The 21,859-nt window shown below is 73.9% G+C and carries 19 protein-coding genes; 14 read left to right on the top strand and 5 right to left on the bottom strand.

Going from position 1 to position 21,859, the window contains the following annotated elements; all coding sequences use genetic code 11:
- Positions 1-32 precede the first annotated feature (32 nt).
- The 3 genes from IU369_RS11360 to IU369_RS11350 form a co-directional block, all read right to left on the bottom strand.
- Positions 33-1,163: a glycosyltransferase family 4 protein gene (locus tag IU369_RS11360; RefSeq protein WP_217921098.1), complete on the bottom strand. Its 1,131-nt coding sequence runs from the start codon at positions 1,161-1,163 to the stop codon at positions 33-35.
- The gene (locus IU369_RS11355) at positions 1,160-1,510 is read right to left on the bottom strand and encodes a hypothetical protein (protein WP_217921097.1); all 351 of its coding nucleotides are present in this window, start codon (positions 1,508-1,510) and stop codon (positions 1,160-1,162) included. The genes IU369_RS11360 and IU369_RS11355 overlap by 4 nt, the downstream gene beginning before the upstream one ends.
- 101 nt (positions 1,511-1,611) lie before the next feature.
- Complete coding sequence (locus IU369_RS11350; protein WP_343233238.1) at positions 1,612-2,403, bottom strand: glycosyltransferase family 2 protein; 792 nt, start codon at positions 2,401-2,403, stop codon at positions 1,612-1,614.
- A 973-nt stretch (positions 2,404-3,376) separates the two neighbouring features.
- Here IU369_RS11350 and IU369_RS11345 point away from each other — a divergent pair.
- Positions 3,377-3,784 (top strand): helix-turn-helix domain-containing protein, encoded by a 408-nt coding sequence (locus IU369_RS11345; RefSeq protein WP_217921095.1) that lies wholly within the window; start codon positions 3,377-3,379, stop codon positions 3,782-3,784.
- Between the two features lie 33 nt (positions 3,785-3,817).
- Here IU369_RS11345 and IU369_RS11340 read toward each other — a convergent pair whose 3' ends face one another.
- On the bottom strand, positions 3,818-4,246 hold the full coding sequence (locus IU369_RS11340; RefSeq protein WP_217921094.1) for a GNAT family N-acetyltransferase: 429 nt from the start codon (positions 4,244-4,246) through the stop codon (positions 3,818-3,820).
- 33 nt (positions 4,247-4,279) lie between these two features.
- Between IU369_RS11340 and leuS the strand changes: the two genes are divergently transcribed.
- The 6 genes from leuS to holA all read left to right on the top strand — a co-directional run bounded on the left by leuS (position 4,280) and on the right by holA (position 13,286).
- Positions 4,280-6,814, top strand: coding sequence for a leucine--tRNA ligase (gene leuS, locus IU369_RS11335; RefSeq protein WP_217921093.1), 2,535 nt, complete (start codon positions 4,280-4,282; stop codon positions 6,812-6,814).
- Between the two features lie 82 nt (positions 6,815-6,896).
- A complete protein-coding gene (locus IU369_RS11330; protein WP_217921092.1) occupies positions 6,897-7,502 on the top strand; it encodes a ComEA family DNA-binding protein in 606 nt (201 codons plus the stop codon).
- A gap of 138 nt (positions 7,503-7,640) precedes the next feature.
- Entirely contained in the window at positions 7,641-9,578 is a 1,938-nt protein-coding gene (gene ftsH / locus IU369_RS11325) for an ATP-dependent zinc metalloprotease FtsH (protein WP_217921091.1), read from the top strand.
- 231 nt (positions 9,579-9,809) lie between these two features.
- Complete coding sequence (locus IU369_RS11320; protein ID WP_217921090.1) at positions 9,810-11,429, top strand: ComEC/Rec2 family competence protein; 1,620 nt, start codon at positions 9,810-9,812, stop codon at positions 11,427-11,429.
- Positions 11,318-12,172 carry a ComEC/Rec2 family competence protein gene (locus IU369_RS23310; protein ID WP_246551498.1) on the top strand — a complete coding sequence of 285 codons (855 nt, stop codon included), beginning with the start codon at positions 11,318-11,320 and terminating at the stop codon, positions 12,170-12,172. The genes IU369_RS11320 and IU369_RS23310 overlap by 112 nt, the downstream gene beginning before the upstream one ends.
- A 46-nt stretch (positions 12,173-12,218) precedes the next feature.
- Positions 12,219-13,286 carry a DNA polymerase III subunit delta gene (gene holA / locus IU369_RS11315; RefSeq protein WP_217921089.1) on the top strand — a complete coding sequence of 356 codons (1,068 nt, stop codon included), beginning with the start codon at positions 12,219-12,221 and terminating at the stop codon, positions 13,284-13,286.
- Here the strand turns inward: holA and rpsT are convergent.
- Positions 13,283-13,555 (bottom strand): 30S ribosomal protein S20, encoded by a 273-nt coding sequence (gene rpsT / locus IU369_RS11310; protein ID WP_217921088.1) that lies wholly within the window; start codon positions 13,553-13,555, stop codon positions 13,283-13,285. The genes holA and rpsT overlap by 4 nt on opposite strands.
- A 65-nt stretch (positions 13,556-13,620) precedes the next feature.
- Between rpsT and murJ the strand changes: the two genes are divergently transcribed.
- The 7 genes from murJ to dnaJ all read left to right on the top strand — a co-directional run bounded on the left by murJ (position 13,621) and on the right by dnaJ (position 21,785).
- Positions 13,621-15,198 carry a murein biosynthesis integral membrane protein MurJ gene (gene murJ / locus IU369_RS11305; RefSeq protein WP_217921087.1) on the top strand — a complete coding sequence of 526 codons (1,578 nt, stop codon included), beginning with the start codon at positions 13,621-13,623 and terminating at the stop codon, positions 15,196-15,198.
- A gap of 4 nt (positions 15,199-15,202) precedes the next feature.
- Positions 15,203-17,017, top strand: a complete 1,815-nt coding sequence (gene lepA / locus IU369_RS11300) for a translation elongation factor 4 (RefSeq protein ID WP_217921086.1) — start codon at positions 15,203-15,205, stop codon at positions 17,015-17,017.
- A complete protein-coding gene (hemW, locus tag IU369_RS11295; RefSeq protein WP_217921085.1) occupies positions 17,014-18,114 on the top strand; it encodes a radical SAM family heme chaperone HemW in 1,101 nt (366 codons plus the stop codon). Before lepA ends, hemW begins: the two co-directional genes overlap by 4 nt.
- Positions 18,111-19,193: a heat-inducible transcriptional repressor HrcA gene (gene hrcA / locus IU369_RS11290; protein WP_217921084.1), complete on the top strand. Its 1,083-nt coding sequence runs from the start codon at positions 18,111-18,113 to the stop codon at positions 19,191-19,193. The genes hemW and hrcA overlap by 4 nt, the downstream gene beginning before the upstream one ends.
- Complete coding sequence (locus IU369_RS11285; protein WP_217921083.1) at positions 19,186-19,875, top strand: hypothetical protein; 690 nt, start codon at positions 19,186-19,188, stop codon at positions 19,873-19,875. The genes hrcA and IU369_RS11285 overlap by 8 nt, the downstream gene beginning before the upstream one ends.
- Before the next feature lie 10 nt (positions 19,876-19,885).
- Positions 19,886-20,596 (top strand): lysophospholipid acyltransferase family protein, encoded by a 711-nt coding sequence (locus IU369_RS11280; RefSeq protein WP_217921082.1) that lies wholly within the window; start codon positions 19,886-19,888, stop codon positions 20,594-20,596.
- Between the two features lie 85 nt (positions 20,597-20,681).
- A complete protein-coding gene (gene dnaJ, locus IU369_RS11275; RefSeq protein WP_217921081.1) occupies positions 20,682-21,785 on the top strand; it encodes a molecular chaperone DnaJ in 1,104 nt (367 codons plus the stop codon).
- Positions 21,786-21,859 lie beyond the last annotated feature (74 nt).

Here is a 21,859-nt window from a genome sequence, read left to right as displayed (position 1 = left end):
CGGTCCTCCCGTCGTCGGCTCCGGCGCGCGGCTCATGCGCGCACCGCCGTCATGACGCGGTCCGACACCGCGTCCCAGTCGTGGCCGCGGAGCCACGCGTCGTCGGGGACCGGCGCCTCGTCGCGGGCGAGCAGGTCGCGGACGGCCCCGGCGAGCGCCGGCGCGTCCGGGTCGCAGACGACCCCCGCGCCGGAGTCGCGCACGAGCGCGGCGGCGAGGTTGTCGGGCGCCGACGTCGTGACGACCGGGACGCCGCAGGCGAGGGCCTCGAGCGCGGCGACGCCGAAGCCCTCCCGCTCGGAGGGGAAGGCGAACACGCGGGCGGCCTTCACCAGCGCGTAGAGGTCGGCGGCGTCGTCCACGTCGTGGCGGAAGTCGACGGCGTCCGCGATCCCGAGGGCGTCGGCCCGGGCGTGCAGGGCGGCCCGCTCGGGGCCGTCGCCGATGACCCGGCAGGTGACGGGGACCCCGTCGGCGTGCAGCAGCGCGACGGCGTCGAGCAGCATGTCGACGCGCTTGTGCGAAAGCAGGCGCCCCACGACGACCAGGTCGGTCGGCGCGTCGCCCGCGACGGCCGCCCGGACGGTGTCGAGGTCGACGCCGTTCGGCGCGACGACGACGCGGGCGTCGTCGCCGAGGTGGGCGCGCAGGCGGCGGCCCGTCTCCTCGGAAGCGGCGATGATCTCGTCGGGCAGCCGCATCGCGGCCCGCTCGATCCACCACGCGAGCCGGCCGGGGCGGCCCATGTACCGGCGCCAGTACGCGGGGCCCCACACCTCGTGCCAGGTCGCGACGAGGCGCCGCCGCCGGAGCGTGGCGACGAGGCGCAGCGTGAACAGCTGGAGGTAGGGCATGTGGTCGGCCTCGATGACGTCGAAGCGGCGGGTCAGCAGCCGCAGGCAGGCGAGGGCGAAGACGACGGCCTGGCGCGTCGAGCGCCGCTCGCCGTCGTAGAGGGGCAGGCGCCGGCAGAGCGCGTGGTACGCGACGCCGTCGACGACGCGCGGCCCGGGAGCGTCCCACCAGCGCATCGTGTAGACGTGGACGTCGGCGGTCCGCGCCAGGCGACGCGCGACCTCGTGGTAGCGCAGCTCCTTGCCACCCCGGTGGAACGGCAGGATCGAGTCGCTCACGAGGGCGATGACGGGGCGCCGGCCGCTCACGGGGTGCCCCCGTCGCAGGCGAGCCAGAAGCCGATGGTGCGGTGGGCGCCGCCGAGGGAGATGTCGACCCGCGTGCGGCTCCCGGCGCAGGTGACGGGGATGCGCGCGCGGACGGTGGCGCTCGCGCCGTCGGCGAGGGAGAGGCGCCCCGTGGCGACGGTCGTGGCCGCGCCGTCCGAGGGGCGGGTCGTCGCGGTCCAGGCGTAGGTCCGCGCGGCGCCCTCGCCGTTGCGGACGGTGAACGGGACGCGCAGCACGCCGTCGGACGTGGGGAGCGCGTCGGGGGTCGCGAACGCGATCTCCGTGTACGGCTCGACCGGGGCGGCGACGCCCAGGTCGGCGAGCACGTCGCGGCCGGCGCCGGTCTGCGCGACCCCGAGGCCCGCGAGCGCCAGGACGGCGACGGCGACGACGGGGGCCGCCGTCCACCGGGGTGGGGTGGCGGGACTCAGCGGAGCCGCGAGACGCCCACGTCGCCGTCGGTGACAGAGGCGGGGTGCGCGTGGGCCGCGACGCGGACGGCCACCGGCCGGCCGCCGTCGGGGGTCCGGCGGCTGCGGGCGAAGCGCACGCGGCCGAGGATCTGGAGGCAGGAGACCCCGTCCCTCCAGGAGATCTTCTTGCCCTCGGCGTGGGTGCGGCTGTGGTAGCTGATCGGCACCTCGAACGGGCGGATGCCGCGCCGCAGCAGGGACGCCGTGATCTCGGTGTCGAGGCCGAAGCCCGTCTCGGTGAGGCGCAGGCTGCTGAACAGGTCGCGCGGCACGAGCTTCAGGCACGAGTGGAGGTCGCTCAGGTACGAGTCGAAGAGGACGTTCGCGACGAGGGTGGTCACCCGGTTCCCCATCGCGTACCGGTACGACTGGTAGACGGTGTTCACGCCGAAGAGGCGGGTGCCGTAGACCACGTCGCAGCGGCCCGCGACGACGGGGGCGAGCAGGCGGGGGACGTCGTCGGGCGAGTACTCGAGGTCGGCGTCGAACGGGAGCACGTGGGTGCCCGTCGCCATGTGGACGCCGGAGCGCACGGCGGCGCCCTTGCCCAGGTTCACGGGGTGGCGGTGGACCCGCACCCGCGGGTCGTCGATCACGGCGAGCTCGAGCAGGGTGGTGTCGGTGCTCCCGTCGTCCACGACGATCAGCTCGACCGGCACGGGGTACGCGACGGAGAGCACCTGGCGCACCGCCTCGACGACGGTGCGGGCCTCGTTGTAGACCGGCATCACGAACGACAGCGACACCTCCCGGGTGCCCGTCGCGCCACGGGTGCCGGCGTCGCCGCCGGGGTGGTGCCCGGTCATGCGTGTGCCCCACCGGTGGCGGGGGTCCTACGGGGTGAGCGGCGGCGCGCTCCGTCCTGCGTCCGTCTCATCGAAATGGCCTCCACGATGGAACATCAGGTCATTTCCGGATCGGTCGATTTCGCAACCCGTTATTCACGCTAGGTCGGCCTCCGAAACGCTCCTACCCCTCGAAGGTCGAGGTTCCGGCACGCATGCCCCCCCGACCGCGGGGGATGCCGATTCCCAGGCCGATCCCGGCCCGAAAGCGGGTGTCGGCGACCCGTGCATCAACGGTCGCGAACACAACATTCAGCAACTTCGGCACGTCGACTTCACAGGAAATGACATGTCATGTAATTCGCTACACGGACTCCGCTCGACACGGGGCCAAGATGTAACGACGCGATCTCGTCGCGCGGGCCAACAGGAGGACGACCGGACGCCTCGAGGGGGCCCGTCGCCACGTCGCACCCGTCCGGCGCGAGACGCCGTCCGGTGCCGCACCGGGCCGCCTCGGGCGGCGCCGGCGAGCGGTGCGTGGGGCCCACGCTGACGGAACGGGGGCGGCCGATGCCCGGTCCTCGCGAAAACTTCACACTCTCGGCGCGGTCGCCCGACCCGTCCGGAGGCGGCCGGGGTCCACGACCTGACGCCCCTCGGGCACCCCGTCGCGTTCCCCGTCGGGCTCCGGTCGGCGCTCGCGGAGGCCCGCCGCCCGTGGCGGACGCTCGTCCACGAGGAGTCGTTCGGGGCGACGTGGGCGGAGGGGGTCGGGGGCGGGACCCCCTGATCGGGTGGTGTGCGGCCGACGGGCTTTGTGAAACATTTTCGACAGCCGGTCCCCTTCTTGCGAAATGCGAGGAACCGCTTCCCGACGGGCGGCGGACGGTGATAGGAGTCGCCCGTCATCGAGATCCGAGCGGAGGCGTGGATGTCCGAGGTCAACGAAGCCGAGAGCCGTCGCATGCATGCGGCCCGGCAGCGCAAGATGGCCATCCAGATGAGCCGGGCGGGGGAGTCGCTCGACTCGATCGCCGGTCGCCTCGGGGTGACCCGCAGCCAGGCGCGCAAGATGGTGAGCCGCGAGGCGCGTGACGGCGCCAGCACGCTCGCCGCCGACCGGCGGATGGTCCACGTCGAGGCGCTGATGGAGCTCTGGCGGACCCTCTACACGCCGGCGACCAACGGCGACCTGCCGTCCGTCGACCGCTTCCTCAAGGTGGAGGAGCGCCTCTCGCGCCTGCTCGCCCTCGACCTGGCCGACCAGGTCGGCGGCGGCATGGAGGACGAGGAGATCGACGAGGAGAACGCCCCCGCGCGCCGCTTCGTCCGCAGCTAGCCGCCGGGCCCGTCGCCCGGCGGCCGCGGGGCGCTACCGCCCGGAGCGGATGAAGGCGGTCAACCCGAAGGACGTCACGGGGACCATGCCGAGGCGCCGGTAGAAGCCCTCGGCGCCGCGCTCGGCGACGAGCACCTGGTGGTGGAACCGGTCCATCGGGTAGTGGTGGAGGATCGCCTCGGCGAGGGTGCGGCCGATGCCCTGCCGCTGACGGTCGGGCGCCACCAGGATGTCGGCGATGTAGACGGCGAAGGCCTCGTCGGACATCGCCCGGGCGAAGCCGACGACCCGCGTGCCCTCCAGCGCGACCACCGCGAACGACGAGTGCTCGATGGCGATCCGCAGCCGTGCCGGGTCGCTCGCGTGGGTCCACCCGTGGGCCTGGTAGAGCCCGATGATGCCCGCGAAGTGCTCGGCGACGTCGGCCTCGTGGATCAGCACCGGTGGGCGGGTGGTGGTCATGGGACCCCTTGAGCGTATGCGATACTCGCGCCGATGTCGGCGCCCGCGCGAATCCTGCCGGAACGGTACGACCCCGCGCCCGTCGAGTCCAAATGGCAGGCGGCCTGGGAACGCGACGACGCGTTCCGGGCGAGCCCCGTGTCGCAGGACGGCGGGACGCCCCCGGCGCCGGACCGGCCGAAGGCCTACGTCCTCGAGATGCTCCCCTACCCGTCGGGGGAGATCCACATGGGGCACGTCAAGAACTACACGATGGGCGACGTGGTGGCGCACTACCGCCGCCGCACCGGGGCCGAGGTCTTCCACCCGATGGGGTACGACGCGTTCGGCCTCCCGGCGGAGAACGCCGCGATCCGCACCGGGGAGCCGCCGGCGGAGGTCACGGCCCGGAACATCGCCCGGATCCGGGAGCAGCTGAAGGGCCTCGGGTTCGCCATCGACTGGCACACCGAGATCGCCACCAGCGACCCCGAGTACTACCGCTGGACCCAGTGGCTGTTCCTGCGGTTCCTGGAGCGCGGGTTGGCGGAGCGCCGCGAGGCCGCGGTGAACTGGTGCCCCAACGACCAGACGGTGCTCGCCAACGAGCAGGTCGTGGACGGCCACTGCGAGCGGTGCGGGCACGAGGTCGAGCTGCGGCAGCTCACCCAGTGGTTCCTGCGCATCACCGACTACGCGCAGGCGCTGCTCGACGACATGTCCGAGCTGGTCGACTGGCCCGAGCGCGTGCTGACGATGCAGCGCAACTGGATCGGCCGCTCCGAGGGCGCCCGGGTGGTCTTCCGCCTCAACGGCGACGGCGAGGAGATCCCGGTCTTCACGACGCGCCCCGACACGCTGTTCGGCGCGACGTTCTTCATCCTCGCCCCCGAGCACCCCGCCGTCGGGCGCCTCGTCGCCGGCACCCCCCGCGAGGAGGAGGTGCGCCACTACGTCGCCGCGGCCGCGCGGGCGTCCGCCGCCGACCGGGGCGACGCCGACCGGCCGAAGACCGGCGTCGACACCGGCCGCACGGTCGTCAACCCCGCGACGGGCGAGTCGATCCCGGTGTGGGTCGCCGACTACGTCCTGATGGACTACGGCACCGGCGCGATCATGGCCGTCCCCGCCCACGACGAGCGCGACTTCGCGTTCGCCCGGGCCCACGGGCTGCCGGTGCGCCGGGTCATCGCCCCCGAGGGCGATGACGCGTCGGCACCGTTGGAGGAGGCCTACACCGGCCCCGGGCGGCTCGTCGGATCCGGGTTCCTGGACGGCATGACCGTGGACGACGCGAAGGCGGCGATGGCCTCCTGGCTGGCCGAGAACGGCCTGGGCGAGGCGACCGTCGGCTACCGGCTGCGCGACTGGCTGATCTCCCGACAGCGGTACTGGGGCGCGCCGATCCCCGTGATCCACTGCCCGGAGTGCGGCGTCGTGCCCGTCCCCGACGACCAGCTCCCCGTCCTCCTGCCCGCGGTCGACGACTACGCCCCCCGTGGCAGCAGCCCGCTGGCGTCCGACGAGGACTTCGTGAACGTCGCGTGCCCGTCGTGCGGCGGCCCCGGCCGGCGCGAGACGGACACGATGGACACGTTCGTCGACTCGTCCTGGTACTTCCTGCGCTACACCGCCCCGCATCTCTCGTCGAACCCGTTCGAGCGCGAGGTGCTCGACTACTGGCTCCCGGTCGACCAGTACATCGGCGGGGTCGAGCACGCCGTCCTGCACCTGCTCTACGCGCGGTTCTTCACGAAGGTACTGCACGACGCGGGCCTGGTGGGCGTGCGGGAGCCGTTCGCGCGGCTGTTCACGCAGGGGATGATCTACCGCGACGGCGCGAAGATGAGCAAGAGCAAGGGCAACGTCGTCGCCCCCGACGAGATCGTGGGCCGCTTCGGCGCCGACACCCTGCGCCTCTACGTCCTCTTCATGGGCCCCGCGGCCGACGACATCGAGTGGAGCGACCGCGGCGTCGAGGGCCAGCGTCGCTTCATCGACCGGCTGTGGCGCCTCGTGGGCGGCCTGGAGCCCGGCGAGCGGGTGTCCCGCCCGACGGTCGCGGCGCTCGAGGGCGAGCCCGCCGCGCTGGAGCTGGTCCGCAAGGCCGAGGCGACGGTGGTCAAGGTCACCGGTGACATCTCGGAGCGCTTCTCGTTCCACACCGCGATCTCGGCGGTGCAGGAGCTGGTGAACCTCGCGACCAAGCAGGTCGCCGAGGGGCTCTTGGTGGGCGAGCAGGCCCGGGTCGCCCTGCGGCACGCCGCGCAGACGGCGGTGTCGCTGCTGTTCCCGTTCGCGCCGCACGTGTCCAGTGAGCTGTGGGAGGCGCTCGGCGGCGGCGACGGCCTCTGGCGCGAGCCGTGGCCGAAGGCCGACCCGGCGTTCCTCGAGCGCGACACCGTCACGATCGTGGTCCAGGTCAACGGCAAGCTGCGCGACCGCGTCGAAGTGGCCGCGGGATCCGCCGACGCCGACGTGCTGGCGCTCGCGCGGGAGCTCCCCCGGGTCGCGTCGGCGATCGAGGGCAGGACGGTGGTGCGCGAGATCGTCGTCCCCGGCCGGCTGGTGAACCTCGTCGTGAAGTAGTCGCCGCGCCCGGCACACGGGCGCGCGGCACACGGCACTCCGCGGGGGTCTCCCGCGCGCCGCGGCCGCCTAGCCTCGGTGCATGGATCGACTGCTCCCCTGGCTGCGCCGCTCCGGCTGGGCCTACCTCGCCGCCGCCCTCGCGCTCGCGCTGGTGGCCTGGCGCCTCGCCCCCGGGCCGGGCGACGGAGGGCAGCCCGGGGTGGTCGCGGGGGCGACCGCGCCCGCCGCGGTCGTCGCGCCCGCCGATCCGGGCGCGGCCCCCGAGGCGCTGGTGCACGTGGCGGGCGAGGTCCGCCGACCGGGGGTCTACCCGATCGGCCCGGGCGCCCGGGTCATCGAGGCCGTCCGCCGCGCCGGCGGTCCGACCCGCCGCGCCGACATGTCCGGCCTCAACCTCGCCGCGACCCTCGTCGACGGTCAGCAGGTGCGCGTGCCCCGCCGGGTCGCCCCGGGTGCGGCCACCGCCGCCGGGGCGGAGCCGGGCGCGGCCGCCGGGCCGATCAGCCTCTCCTCGGCCACCGCCGGCGACCTCGACGCGCTCGACGGCATCGGCCCGACGCTCGCCGCCCGCATCGTCGAGTGGCGCGACGCCCACGGGGGCTTCGCGGCGGTCGACCAGCTCCTCGAGGTGCCGGGCATCGGCCCCGGCCGCCTCGAGTCCCTACGCCCCCACGTCGTCCCGTGACGGGGCCGGCCCCGGCGCCGCGGAGGAGGGGAGGGCCGGTCGCGGTCCGTGCCGGGGCGGGGGCGGTCCCCCGTCGGACTGCCCTATCCTCGGATCACGGGCCGGGAGGGAACGGTCCCACACCAGGGCGGGGGCCAGTTGAGAAAGTTCCTCAAGAGCGCGGCGTTCCCGATTTTGATCGTGATCTTGTTGGTGTTCGTGGCGCAGCGGTTGGTGGTGTCGTCGGAGCCGTCGTCTCCGGCGCCGACCTTCGATCAGTTCGTGACGGATATCGGTGATGGTCGGGTGGAGCGGGCGACGATCAAGGTGGAGTCGAAGGAGGTGGATGTCGTCTTGAAGGATGAGACGAAGTTCACCACCGGCTACCCCGAGGATTATTCGAACACCTTGGTGAACCAGTTGGAGGCGGCGAAGGTCCCGTTCGAGGTGAAGGGGATCCCGTCGTCGCCGTGGTGGTCGAGTCTGATCTGGTTGGCGCCCTTCATTTTGTTCATCGGGTTCTGGATCTATCTGATGAACCGGATGCAGGGTGGTGGGTCGAAGGTGATGTCGTTCGGGAAGTCCCGGGCGAAGCGGATGGCGGTGGACGCCCCGAAGATCACTTTCAAGGATGTGGCGGGGGCGGATGAGGCGGTGGAGGAGCTCCATGAGATCAAGGAGTTCCTCGAGAACCCGAAGAAGTTCCAGGCCTTGGGGGCCCGCATCCCCAAGGGCGTCCTCCTCTTTGGTCCCCCGGGGACGGGGAAGACCCTCCTGGCGCGTGCCGTGGCGGGTGAGGCGGGTGTCCCGTTCTTCTCGATCTCCGGGTCGGATTTCGTGGAGATGTTCGTCGGTGTCGGCGCCAGCCGTGTCCGGGACCTGTTCGAGCAGGCCAAGCAGTCCAGTCCCTGCATCATCTTCATGGATGAGATCGACGCGGTCGGCCGGCACCGTGGCGCGGGGCTCGGTGGTGGCCATGACGAGCGTGAGCAGACCTTGAACCAGCTCCTTGTGGAGATGGATGGTTTCGAGGCGAAGGACAACATCATCTTGATCGCCGCCACCAACCGACCCGACATCCTCGACCCGGCGTTGCTTCGGCCCGGCCGCTTTGACCGGCAGATCGTGGTGGACCGCCCCGACCGGGATGGCCGCGCCCAGATCCTGCGGGTCCACACCAAGGGCAAGCCGATCGCCAAGGCCATCGACTTGATGACCCTTGCGGGTCAGACGCCGGGGTTCACGGGTGCGGATCTCGCGAACCTCGTGAACGAGGCGGCGTTGCTCGCAGCCCGTAAGGGCAAGCGGTTGATCGAGCAGGCCGAGTTGGAGGAGGGGATCATGCGTGTCATCGCGGGTCCCGAGAAGAAGTCCCGCCTCCTCTCCGAAAAGGAGCGGGTGGTGACCGCCTACCACGAGATGGGGCATGCCCTGGTCGGGCATTTCCTCCCGGATGCCGACCCCGTCCACAAGATCTCGGTGGTGTCCCGCGGCCAGGCGTTGGGGTACACGATCTCGATGCCGGTGGAGGACAAGTTCCTCACCACCAGGGCCCAGCTCGAGGATCAGATGGCGATGACCTTGGGGGGCCGGGCGGCGGAGGAGTTGGTGTTCAGTGAGATCACGACGGGCGCCGCGAACGACCTCGAGAAGGTGACGAGCACCGCCAAGCAGATGACGATGCGGTTCGGGATGTCCGACAAGTTGGGGCCGCGTGTGTTGGGCCACAACCATGGGGCGCCGTTCCTCGGCCGCGACATGCATTCGGAACCCGACTACTCGGATGACCTCGCCCGGACGATCGATTCGGAGATCCGCAGGATCATCGAGGAGGCCCACCAGCGGGCCCGTGACATCCTCACCGAGCACCGTGAGGACCTCGAGAACCTCAGCCAGATCCTCCTGCGCCGCGAGACGATCGAGCGGACCGAGTTCATCGCGTTGCTGGAGGGCCGTGATGAGGCGGAGGTCTTCGCCGAACGCGACGCGAAGGCCGCCGAGCTCGCCCGCGAATCGGAGTTGGCGAACGCCCCCGACAAGCCCAAGCACAAGCGCCTCCCCTACCCGGGGGCCGGTGAACCCCTCACCGAGGCGTAGACACCACACCCCCGACCCGGGGGTGGGCTTCGAGTGGTAGTGCCGGCGGCCGCCCCACGGGGCGGCCGCCGCCGTCGACAGGCCGGGTCGGGCGCCCGACGGGGCGACGGCGTCTCCATGAGGGGGCGTGGGACGCGCCCCCCGTCACGTCACGGCCGTCGTCACGCCCGCGGCCGTGGATCGTCACGGAGGGGGCGGAACACGTCGGCCGGGCGGTCCTAGCCTCGGAGGATGGCCCCGGCCGCCCATCCCCCCGCCCCGTTGCGGCTGCGCCTCGCGCCCCACCTCGTGATCGCGGCGGCCTGCGCGGGGCTCGTCACGCCCCTCGCGGTCGGCTCGCCCCCAGGGCCCGCCGCCCTGCTCTGCGCCGCCGCGTGCCTCGCCGCCGCCGGGTGCGCCGCCACGGGGAGGGCCGGCGCCGGCGTGGCGCTCGTCGCCGTCGCCGCGCTCCTCGCCGGCGCCGCCTGGGGGGCGGTGCGCATCGACCGCACGGCACCGCCGGCTCTCGACCTCCCGGTGAGGGTGAGCGGGACCGTCGTCGTCGACACGCCACCGGTCGCCGGGGCCCGCGACGACCTCCGCGCCCGTGGCGTCGTCGACCGGCTCACCGTGCCCCGGGGCGGCGCGATCCCACCGGGGACCCGCCTGCTGCTCGACCTGCCCGCGGCCGACCCGCCGGCGGTCGGCACCCGCCTGCGCGTCGCGGGCGGACGGCTGCGGCCCGCCTCCACGTCGACGTCGCCCGGGTGGTGGCGCCGGTGGCTCGGTCGCCAGGGGATCGCGGCGCGCCTGCGCATCGCGACGCCCGTCCGCGACGGGCGGCGGGGCGGCATCGCCGGCGTGCGCGACCGGTGGCGGGCCTGGGCGGGCCGGGAGACCGCCGCCGGCCTCTCGGGCGACGTCGCGGCGCTCGTGCGCGGCATGGCGCTCGGCGGGGGGTCGGGGCTGTCGGAGGGCGCCGCCGACGCCTTCCGCGACGCGGGGATCTGGCACCTGCTGGCCGTCTCCGGCCAGAACGTGGCCGTCGTCGCGGTCGCGACCCTCGCAATGCTCGGCGCACTCGGGGTCGCCCGCCGCCCGGCGGTCGCGGGCGCGGCGGTCGTGATGCTCGCCTACTGCCTCGCCTGCGACGGCGGCGCGTCGGTCGGCCGGGCGGGGATCGTGGGGGCGCTCGGCCTCGCCGCCGAGCTGCGCTCCGCGCCGCGTGAGCGCTGGCACCTGCTGCTCGCCGGGCTCGCGCTGCTGCTCGCCCATCAGCCGCGGGCGATCGCCGACCCCGGACTGCAGCTCTCGTTCGCCGCCGTCGCCGGGCTGTTCCTGATCGCCCCGCCCCTCGCCGGGTGGCTGCGCGGGTGGATCCCCGGCCGCGTCGCGGACCTCGCGGCGATGGCCGGGGCGGCGAGCCTCGCCACCGCGCCCGTCGTCGTCGCCCACTTCGGCCGCCTCTCGCTCGCCGGCCTGCTCGTCAACGTCGTCGCCGTCCCGCTCGCGGCGCCGATCGTGGTGATCGCCCTCGCCGGCCTCGCCGTGGGCGCCGTGCTGCCGGTCGCCGGCGTCGCCCTCGCGGCCGTCGCCGGGGCCGGAACCTGGCTCCTCCTCGCGATCGCCCGGGCCGGTGCCGCGGTGCCCGGCGCGGCCGTCGACCTGCCCGCCGCCGCGGCGGCGCCCCTCGCGCTGCTCGCGGTGGCGCGGTCGCCCTGGCGCGCCTCCTGCGCCCCGGTGGGGCGGGGGTGGACGGCCTGCGCGCGGCGTGGCGCCCCCTGGTCGTCGCCGCCGCCTGCGTCGTGGCGGGCGGGTGGGCGCTCACCCGGCCCGGGCCGCCCCCGCCGTGGCCGCCGCGTCCCGCCCTGACGGCGCTCGACATCGGGCAGGGCGACGCCATCCTGCTGCGCAGCCCCGACGGGGCGGCGGCGTTGCTGGACGCCGGGCCCCCGGGCGCGCCCGCGCCGGTCGCCGGGCGCCTCCGCCACCTGGGGGTGCGGCGCCTCGACGCCCTCGTGCTCACCCACGACTCCCTCGACCACGTCGGCGGCGGCACCGACGTGCTCGGGCGGCTGGAGGTGGGGGTGGTGCTGACCCCCCCGGCGCCCCGCGACGGCTGGGCGCCACCGGCACGGCGGGTGCTCGACGCGGCCGCGGCGGGCGGGGTGGGGGTGCGCGAGGTGGCGGCGGGGGACGTGGTGCGGGTCGGGGAGTGGCGGCTCCACGTGCTGTCGCCCGCGGGCCCCCGGCCGGCGGGCGCCGACCCGAACCCGTACAGCCTCGTCGTGCGGGCCGACGCCGCCGACCTGGCGGCGCTGCTCACCGCCGACGCCGAATCGGACGCCCTCGCGACGCTCCCCACGGGAACGGTCGACGTGCTGAAGGTGTCCCACCACGGCTCCGAGGACCCGGGCATCGGCCCCGTCCTCGCGCGGCTCCGGCCACGGGTCGCGGTCGTGTCGTCGGGGGAGGGCAACGCCTTCGGCCACCCCCGGGCGCCCACCCTCGCGGCCCTCGCGGCGGCCGGGGCGACCACCTGGCGCACCGATCGCGCGGGCGACGTGACCGTGACGAGCCGCGACGGGGTGCTCGCCGTCGCCGGTGGGCGGTGAGCCGGAGCCGGGACGCGTCCCGGCCAGCCGGTAACCTGGCCGGTCGATGGCACCCGAGCCCCTGAAGCCCGCCTACGTGATCTGGGGCGAGGACCGCGCCACGATCGACCGGGCCGTCGCCCGTCTGATCGCCCGGGTCGAGCGCGAGGGGGGCATGCCGCCCGAGCGCGTCCGCGCCGAGGAGACGCCGGCGGAGGACGTCGTCGGCATGTGCGAGGCCCTCTCCTTCGCGGGCATGCGCCTCGTCGTCGTCGAGGGCGCCGACGGCTGGAAGGCCGGCGACGCCGCCGCCCTCCTGCCGTACCTCGACGCGCCGAACGCCGGGACGTGCCTCGCGCTGATCGCCGCCGGCCAGCTCACGCCGAAGCTGCACGCCGCCGTCGCCGCGCTCGGCGGCGACCTGCGGTACGGGCCCGACCCGAAGGCGAAGAAGTCCGACCGCACCAAATGGCTCGTCGACCACTTCCGCGACGAGGTGAAGCGGGCCGGCGGCTCCGTCAGCCCCGCCCTCGCGCGCTCCGTCGTCGACCGCGTCATGGTCGACCGCGCCGACGCGCGGCGCTCCGGGGCCACCGCGATGGAGCTCGCCCGCGAGGCCGAGAAGCTCGCGGCGTACGCCGACGGCGAGGCCGTCTCCGCGGAGATGGTCGACGCCCTCGTGCCGCGCCAGCCCGACGCCAAGGTCTACGAGCTCGCCGACGCGCTCGTCGAGGCCGACGCCGCCCGCACCTACGACCTGCTGCAGGACCTCGCGACCGGCGACGACCCCGTCGCCCCGATCGTCGTGCAGGTGCAGCTCACCAACCGGTTCCGCGCCCTCGCCCAGGCGCAGGCGCTCGGCCCCAGCCCCTCCGCCGACGCGGTGGGGGAGGCCACCGGCATCAAGGGCTACCCGGCGCGGATCCTCGCCGAGCAGGTGCGCGCCCTCCCGCCGGGGGCGGCGCAGCGGGCCGTCGCGCGCCTCGCCGCGCTCGAGCTCGAGCTGCGCGTGTCCTCGCTCCGCGATCTCGGCCGGACCCGAGAGGACGGGGAGCGGCTGGTGCTCGAGACGGCGGCGCGGGACCTGCTCGCCCTGGCGCGCGGCTCACGGCCGGCGCCGGGGGGCGAGGGTTAGGTGGCGGAGGTGCTCCGGGACGTGATGCGGGCGACGCGGCTCTTCTTCCGTGCCGCGTTGTTGCGGTGAATCACGCCCTCGGCGGCGGCCCGGTCGATCAGGTGCTCCAGCTCCCGCGCACGCGCGCCGATCTGGTCACCGTCCCCACCCTCCGCGGCGTCGTCGAGACGGCGGAAGAGGGTCTTGATCGTCGAGCGGTACCTCAGGTTGCGGTCGCGCTGCTCGAGGGAGCGGCGGTTGCGCTTGATCTGCTGCTTGATGTTCGCCACGCGGGGCGTCCTCCATCGATCGGTCGGCGGTGCATGGTAGCGGCCCGGCAGGATGGCGGCCAGAGGTGAGCGCCGATCGCGCCCAGCAGGACGCCCCGGGACGGCTCGGCCGCTCCACGGCCATCTTCGCGTTCTGGACCGGCATCAGCCGGATCGCCGGTCTCGTGCGGGAGATCGCCGCCGCCGCGATCTTCGGCACCTCCGGTCAGATCAGCGCGTTCGTGGTCGCGTTCAACGTGCCGAACCTGCTGCGCAGCCTCGTCGCCGACTCGGCCCTGTCGGCGGCGTTCGTGCCCGTCTTCACCGAGCTGGAGGAGCAGGGACGCAAGAAGGAGGCGCAACGCCTCGCCGGCGCGTTCATCGGCCTGATCACCATGGCGCTCGGGCTGATCAGCCTCCTCGCGATCATCGCGGCCCCGTGGGTGATGCCGCTCTTCGCGCCCGGGCTCGACCAGGAGCTCGTCGACGAGACCGTCCGCCTCGCGCGGATCATGTTCCCGATCGTCCCGCTGCTCGGCCTCACCGGCCTCGTCGCCGCGCTGCTGCAGGCCGGCGGCCGCTTCGGCGCCACCGCCTTCGCCCCCGTGCTGTGGAACGCGGTGATCATCCTCGGGCTGGTGGCGGTCACGCCGTTCGTCCCCGACGAGCACCGCATCGAGGTCTACGCGATCGCGATCGTCGTCGGGACGCTCGCCCAGCTGCTCTACCTGATCCCCTCGCTGCGGGGGATGGGGCCCTTCCCGATCTCCCTCGGGTTCGGCAACCGGCGCGTGCGCCAGGTGCTGGTGCTGATGCTGCCGGTGACGCTCGGCCTCGGGCTCATCAACATCAACCTCACCATCGACACGGTCTTCGCGACCCTCGTCAGCGAGGAGGCCCCCCGGGCGATCGACGCGGCGTTCCGGCTGTACCTGCTGCCGCAGGGCGTCTTCAGCGTCGCGATCTCGACGGTGCTGTTCCCGACCATCGCCCGCCTCTCCGCCCGCGACGACGTCGTCGGGATGCGCGCGACCCTCGCCGGCGGCCTCCGCCAGATCTTCTTCATGCTCCTGCCGGCCTCGTTGTTCCTGCTGGTGCTGGCGGAGCCCGTCACGCGGCTGGTCTTCCAGCGGGGCGAGTTCGGCCCGGCGAGCACCGCCCTGACCTCCGAGGCCCTCGTCTTCTTCGCCATCGGCCTCGCCTTCAACGGGGCCAGCCTCCTGGTGATCCGGGCGTTCTTCAGCATGCAGATGCCGTGGCTGCCGACGAAGGTCGCCCTGCTCGGCGTCGTCATCAACGTCGTGCTCGACGCGGCGTTCTACGGGCCCCTCGGGACGGGCGGCATCCCGCTCGCCACCTCGATCGCCAGCATCGTCACGTTCCTGGTGCTGCTGCGCCTGCTCGACCGCGAGCTCGGCGGCCTGCACGGCGCGTGGGTGCTCGACGGCGCGGTGCGGAGCCTCCTCGCCGCGGGCGTGTCGGTGCTGCTCGCGTGGGCGACGTGGCGGGTGCTCGACGACGCCCTCGGCCGGAGCCTCCCCGCCCAGATCATCAGCGTCGGCACCGCGACCCTCGCGGCCGTCGTCGCCCACCTCGCCGCGGCCCAGGCGCTGGAGATGCGCGAGCTGAAGGCGCTGTCGCGGCTCAGGCGGCCGCTACAGTAGGCCGGTGGATCAGAGCCATATCCGGAACTTCTGCATCATCGCCCACATCGACCACGGCAAGTCGACGCTGGCCGATCGCATCCTGCAGTCGACCGGCGCCGTCGCCGAACGCGACATGCGGAGCCAGGTCCTCGACTCGATGGACCTCGAGCGCGAGCGCGGCATCACCATCAAGGCGCAGGCCGTGCGGGTCCACTACACCGCCGCCGACGGCGAGACCTACCAGCTCAACCTGATCGACACCCCCGGGCACGTCGACTTCAGCTACGAGGTCTCGCGGAGCCTCGCCGCCTGCGAGGGCGCGCTGCTCGTCGTCGACGCCAGCCAGGGCATCGAGGCCCAGACGCTCGCGAACACGTACCTCGCGATCGAGGGCGACCTCGAGGTCGTCCCGGTGCTCAACAAGATCGACCTGCCCGCCGCCGACCCGGAGCTGCACGGGCGCGCCGTCGCCGACCTCATCGGCGACGACCCCGAGAACGTGCTGCGCATCTCCGCGAAGACGGGGCAGGGCGTCACCGAGGTGCTCGAGGCGGTCGTCGCCCGCGTGCCCCCGCCGCACGGCGACCCCGACGCCCCGGCCCGCGCGTTGATCTTCGACTCCGTCTACGACCAGTACCGCGGCGTCGTCGCCTTCGTCCGCGTCGTCGACGGGGCGTTCGCCCACGGCGACCGCCTGCGGGCGATGCAGACCGGCCTCGTCGTGGAGGCCGAGCAGATCGGCGTGATGTCGCCCGAGATGGTGCCCACGGGGCGCCTGCAGGCCGGCGAGACCGGCTACCTCGTCACGGGGCTGAAGAGCCTCGGCGACCTGCGCGTCGGCGACACGCTGACCCGCGTCGCGGAGCCCGCCGAGGAGGCGCTGCCCGGGTACCGCGAGGTCAAGCCCATGGTGTTCTGCGGGCTCTTCCCGGTCGACGCCGACGACTACCCCGACCTGCGGGACGCCCTCGAGAAGCTGTCGCTCAACGACGCGTCGCTGCGGTGGGAGCCCGAGAGCTCCCAGGCCCTCGGCTTCGGCTTCCGCTGCGGCTTCCTCGGCCTGCTGCACATGGACATCGTGCGCGAGCGCCTCGAGCGGGAGTACGACCTCGAGCTGCTGGCGACGACCCCGAACGTCGAGTACCAGGTCACGAGCACCAACGGCGAGCGGCGCCCCGTGCGCTCCCCGGTCGACCTGCCGGCCGTCACGAGCATCGAGACCATCGAGGAGCCGTACGTCCGCTGCACCGTCCTCGTGCCCAAGGAGGGCGTCGGCGCCGTCATGGGCCTCTGCCAGGACCGGCGCGGCGTCTTCGTCACGATGGAGCCGATCGAGAACCGCCAGCAGATCGTCTACGACATGCCGCTCGCCGAGATCGTCCTCGACTTCTACGACCAGCTGAAGAGCCGCACCCGCGGGTACGCGTCCCTCGACTACGAGGTCATCGGGTACCGCGAGAGCCCGCTCGTGAAGCTCGACATCCTGCTCGCCGGCGACCCGGTCGACGCGCTCTCGATGATCGTCCACCGCGACCAGGCCTACGTGCGGGGCAAGGCGCTGGTGGAGCGCCTCTTCAAGACGATCCCCCGCCAGCTCTTCGAGGTGCCCATCCAGGCGGCCATCGGCGGCAAGATCCTCGCCCGCGAGACCGTCAAGGCCCGGCGCAAGGACGTGCTCGCCAAGTGCTACGGCGGCGACATCAGCCGCAAGCGCAAGCTCCTGGAGCGCCAGAAGGAGGGCAAGAAGCGCATGAAGCAGGTGGGGTCCATCGAGGTCCCCCAGGAGGCGTTCCTGTCGGTGCTGCAGATCGGCGACGAGTCGCGCAACGGCAAGTGAGCGGCGTCGCCCACCTGTACGCGCACCTGCCGTTCTGCGCGTCGCGCTGCGGCTACTGCGCCTTCGTCGTCCACGTCGGCGCCCTCGGCGACCGCGACGCCTACCTCGACGCCCTCCTCGCCGAGCTCGACCGCGAGGCCGGGGTGCTCGGGCCCCTCGACACGGTCTACCTGGGGGGCGGCACCCCCACCCTGATGCGCCCGCGTCGCCTGCGCGCCCTGATGGAGCGCGTCGGCCCGCACCTGGCCCCGGGGGCCGAGGTGAGCATCGAGGCCAACCCCGAGACGGTCGACGCCGCCGCCCTGCGCGAGCTGCGGGCGATGGGGGTGACCCGGCTGTCGCTCGGTGTGCAGTCGTTCCGGCCCCACCTGCTGCGGGCGCTCGACCGGGCCGCGACGCCCGACCAGGCCCGCGCCGCCGTCGACTGCGCCCGCGCCGCCGGCTTCGACGACCTCTCCATCGACCTGATCTTCGGGGTGCCGGGGCAGACCCCGGCCGACCTCGAGGCCGACCTCGCCGACGCCCTCGCCCTCGGGCCCGACCACCTGTCGTGGTACGAGCTGGAGATCAAGCCGGGGTCGGCGCTCGCCCGGGCGGGCACCGCGCCCGTCGACGAGGACGAGGGCGCCGACGCCTACGAGCGGATCGTCGGGGGCCTCGAGGAACACGGCTACCGCTGGTACGAGACGGCCAACTTCGCCCGGCCCGGCCACGAGTGCCGCCACTCCCTCGCCTACTGGGGCGCCGCCGACTACCTCGGCATCGGTGTCGGGGCCGTCAGCACCGTCGCCGGCCGCCGTCGCCGCAACAACCCGGCCCTCGCGCCCTACATCGGGGCGCTCGCCGCGGGCGACGCGCCGCCCCGCACCGACGAGGGCCTCGACGCCGACCTGGTGCGCCGCGAGCGCTGGATGCTCGGGCTGCGGCTCGCCCGGGGCATGGACCTCGGGTGGGCCGGCCCACCGGACCACCCGCAGGCCCTCGACGCGCTCGAGACGGCGGGACTGCTGCGCCGCGACGGGGCGACGCTGACCCTGACGCGCCGCGGCCGCTTCGTGCAGAACGCGATCCTCCACGAGCTGATGGAGTACGCATGAGCGACGCCCCCGGCGGCGACCGGCCCCTCGGCGGCGGTGAGCCCGACCGCCTGACGGCCCGCCAGGAGACGATCCTGCGGACGGTGGTCGAGGAGCACATCGCGACCGGCGTGCCCGTCGGCAGCAAGAACATCGCGGGACGCGAGGGCATCGACTTCGCGTCGTCCACCGTCCGGTACGAGCTCGCCCGCCTCGAGGAGCTCGGGCACCTCGACCACCCGCACACGTCCGCGGGGCGCGTCCCCACCGACCGCGGGTACCGGTACTACGTCGACACGCTGCTGACCCGCGACCCCCCGGCGCAGGCCCCGGCGCTGGTCGAGTCCGCCCTCGACGTCACCGAGATGCGGCGCGAGGTCGACGCCGCCCTGTCGCGCCTCGCCGACGTCGTCGCCCAGGTCACCAACCTGCTCGGCATCGTCACGGCGCCCGCGCCGCAGACGTCGACGGTGCGGCACGTCGAGGTGCTCCCCCTGCAGCCCCAGGTCGTGATGGTCGTGGTGATCACGTCCACGGGTGCGGTGACGAAGCGCGTCTTCGCGTTCGAGTCGGCGGTCGACCCGGGGCTCTGCGAGTGGGCCGGCGCGTTCCTCAACGAGCAGCTCACCGGCGTCACGGTGGGGTCGCGGCTCATCGAGGGGCGGCTCGCCGACCCGTCCCTCGGGATGCGCGAGCGGGGTTTCCTCGGGGTGCTCGCGCCCGCGATCACCGACCTCGACCCGGGCGTCGAGGAGAGCATCTTCATCGGCGGCCGCGCCCGCTTCCTCGCCGAGCAGCGCCACCTCGACCTGATGGCGATCGACGCGCTGATGGAGAGCCTCGAGGAGCGGTACGCCCTGCTCGCGATGCTGCGCGGCGCGCTCAGCCGCAACCAGGTCTACCTGCGGATCGGCGCGGAGCTGCCCGACCGGAGCCTCTCGGGGCTCAGTATGGTGGCCGCCAACTACGGGGTGGCACGGCGCAACCTGGGCACGGTCTCGCTGATCGGGCCGACGCGGATGGACTACCGCCTCGCGATGGCGACGGTCCGCGGGGCCGCGCAGCTGCTGTCCCGGTACGTGGAGGGCGTCTATGAGTGACGATGAGCGTGAGGGACGCGCGATCGACGACCGCTTCGAGATCCTCGAGGTGTGGCGCCGGCCGTTGCGCGGCGACGCCTCGGCGGCCGTGCGGGTGCTCGCGAAGGTCGAGGCCGGCGCGTACGGACCCGAGGAGTACGCGGTCGGCATCAGCACCCGGCCCGACGCCCAGCTGTCCCCGCTGCTCGACGAGGCCGACCTCTTCACCGGCCTCTCGTTCGCCGAGGCGCACTGGGTCGCCGCGGTCCTGGCGAGTGCGGCCGACCGCGTCGAGGACGCCGAGAGCCTGCTCTTCGACCTGCGCGTGCCGGTGGACCTGGCGTGGCGCGAGGTGGACCTGGCCTCCGAGGTGATCGAGCCGGGCGGCCTGCGCTCCGCGCCGCTCGTGCCGTGGGAGCCGGACGCCGAGTCGACGACCCCCGGCCGCTACGCCATCGCGACGTACACGCTCGACTGCGGCCACCAGGCCGTCGAGCTGCTGCGGCAGGACCCCGACGCCGCGCCGTTCTGGGTCGAGGACGGCGCCGTCGACCACCTCATCGCGCGCGACGCGCGGAGCCTCACCCGGCTGCTGCACCGCGCCGTGAACCTCGAGGAGGCCCAGCAGCTGATCGAGGCGGCGCAGGCCAACCTGGCGCGCCACCCGGACGACGACGAGGGTGACGACGACGACCGTGCGTAGGCGGGATGTCGTGATCGACCGCGTGATGTGGGCGCTGGCGCACGTGATCGTGCTCCCGCTGCTGTACCTGCCGCCGCTGCGGATGCGCCGCCGCGGCACGGAGCACCTGCCGCGGACCGGGGCGGTGCTGCTGGTGTGCAACCACGTCTCCGTGGCCGACCCCCTGGTGCTGACCGCCGCCGCCCGCCACCGGCGGACGTCGATGATGGCGAAGGCGGAGCTGTTCGGGAACCCGTTCGCGGCGTTCCTGCTGAGGCTGCAGCGGGCGTTCCCGATCCGGCGGGGCGTCGGCGACGTCGGGGCGATCCGCCATGCGTTGTCGCTGCTCGACCGGGGGGAGTGCCTCGTGGTCTTCCCGGAGGGCCACGTCAGCCGCACCGGCCACATGCGCCGCGGTCACCCCGGCGCCGGCATGTTCGCCCAGCGCCCCGGCGTCACGGTCGTCCCCGCCGTGTGCTGGGACACCCAGCTCTTCCGCGGCCCGGCGCGGGTCACGTTCGGCCCGCCGGTGGATGTGTCGGACCTCACCGGCACGTCGCGGAAGGCGCGCAACCGGGAGGCGACGGACCGCATCATGACGGCGTTGTGCGAGCTCGCCATCGCCGCCGGCGCCCCCCTGCAGGACCCGCCCGTCGGCCCGATCCGGCCGAAGGACCTGAAGCGCGGCTTCGTCGATCCCGACCCCGTCGTGCTCGCCACCGCGTCGCCCTCGCCCCGCTGACGCCGCGCGTTCAGGACCGGCGCCGCGGGGCCGATGGGGGAGGGGTGGGACGGCGCATCCCCTTGCTACTCTGCGACCGGACTCGATGAAGCGCGACTACTACGAGGTCCTCGGCGTCTCCCGCGACGCGGACGAGGCGGAGATCAAGAAGGCCTTCCGGCGGAAGGCCCGTGAGCTGCATCCCGACGTCAACCCGGACCCCGGGGCGGAGGCGCTCTTCAAGGAGGCCGCCGAGGCGTACGAGGCGCTCTCCAACGGCGAGACGCGCGAGCTCTACGATCGGTACGGCCACGACGGCCTGCGCGGGCGTCCCGCGGGCGGCGACTTCGCCGACTTCGGCTCGTTCCAGGACCTCTTCGACGCCTTCTTCGGCGGCGACGCCTTCGGCCGCCGCGCCGCCCGCAGCGGCGGCGACGACGTGGCCGTCGCGATCCAGCTCACGTTCGCCGAGTCCGCGTCCGGCGTGACCCGCACCCTCGAGTACGGCGTCGTCGGCGCCTGCGCGGTGTGCGAGGGCGACGGGGCGGCCCCCGGCAGCCACATGATCCGGTGCGCCACCTGCGGCGGGCAGGGGCAGGTGCGCCAGGTGTCGCGCGGCCCGTTCGGCCAGTTCCTGCGCACCCAGATCTGCCCGGACTGCCGCGGCGAGGGCGAGCGTCCCGCCGAGCCATGCGCCGAGTGCGCCGGCACCGGCCGCACCCCCACGACGCTCAGCGTCAACGTCGACGTGCCGGCGGGCATCGCGAACGGCCAGCGCATCCGCATCCCCGGCAAGGGCGCGGCGGGCGAGCGCGGCGCCGCGGCGGGCGACCTCTACGTGCAGGTGCAGGTCGCCGAGGACGAGCGCTTCCGGCGCGAGGGGCTCGACGTCGTCACCCGCGTCGCGGTCCCCGTCACCGACGCCATGACCGGCGCCACCGTCACCGTCCCCACCGTCGACGGCGAGGCCCACGTCGAGCTGCGGCCCGGCACCCAGCCGAACGACGAGTACGTCCTGCGCGGCAAGGGCTTCCCGGCGCTGACCGGACGCGGACGCGGCGACCAGCGGGTCGTGGTCGAGGTGCGCGTCCCGCGCGTCCAGAACGACGACGGCCGCAAGGCGGTCGAGCGCCTCGCCGAGATCCTCGACGCCCGCAGCTACCGCGAGGACGAGGGCTTCTTCGACCGGCTCAAGCACGCCTTCCGCTAGCGCCTCGCGGCGGAGGCTCGTCTACATCTCCCGAGCGAATCCCCCGCGAGGCAAGGACGCAGGTCAGTCCCGGT

Source organism: Miltoncostaea oceani, assembly GCF_018141545.1.
GTDB classification, from domain to species: domain Bacteria; phylum Actinomycetota; class Thermoleophilia; order Miltoncostaeales; family Miltoncostaeaceae; genus Miltoncostaea; species Miltoncostaea oceani.
Note: the sequence above shows the minus strand (reverse complement) of the source record. Positions and strands in the feature narration are given on the sequence as shown.